We start from the raw sequence: 455 nt of genomic DNA on the forward strand, positions 1-455 counted from the left end.
CGGTGATCTATCCATGGGCAGGTTGAAGGTTGGGTAACACTAACTGGAGGACCGAACCGACTAATGTTGAAAAATTAGCGGATGACTTGTGGATGGGGGTGAAAGGCCAATCAAACCGGGAGATAGCTGGTTCTCCCCGAAAGCTATTTAGGTAGCGCCTCGTGAACTCATCTTCGGGGGTAGAGCACTGTTTCGACTAGGGGGGTCATCCCGACTTACCAACTCGATGCAAACTGCGAATACCGAAGAATGTTATCACGGGAGACACACGGCGGGTGCTAACGTCCGTCGTGAAGAGGGAAACAACCCAGACCGCCAGCTAAGGTCCCAAAGTCATGGTTAAGTGGGAAACGAAGTGGGAAGGCTCAGACAGCCAGGATGTTGGCTTAGAAGCAGCCATCATTTAAAGAAAGCGTAATAGCTCACTGGTCGAGTCGGCCGCGCGGAAGATGTAA

At 51.9% G+C, this 455-nt stretch carries 1 rRNA gene; it reads left to right on the forward strand.

Going from position 1 to position 455, the window contains the following annotated elements:
• A 23S ribosomal RNA gene (locus tag BHE89_RS20620) occupies window positions 1-455 on the forward strand; the annotation flags it as partial.

This window comes from Shigella sp. FC1967 (assembly GCF_001743005.1).
In the GTDB taxonomy this organism is placed as follows: Bacteria; Pseudomonadota; Gammaproteobacteria; order Enterobacterales; family Enterobacteriaceae; genus Proteus.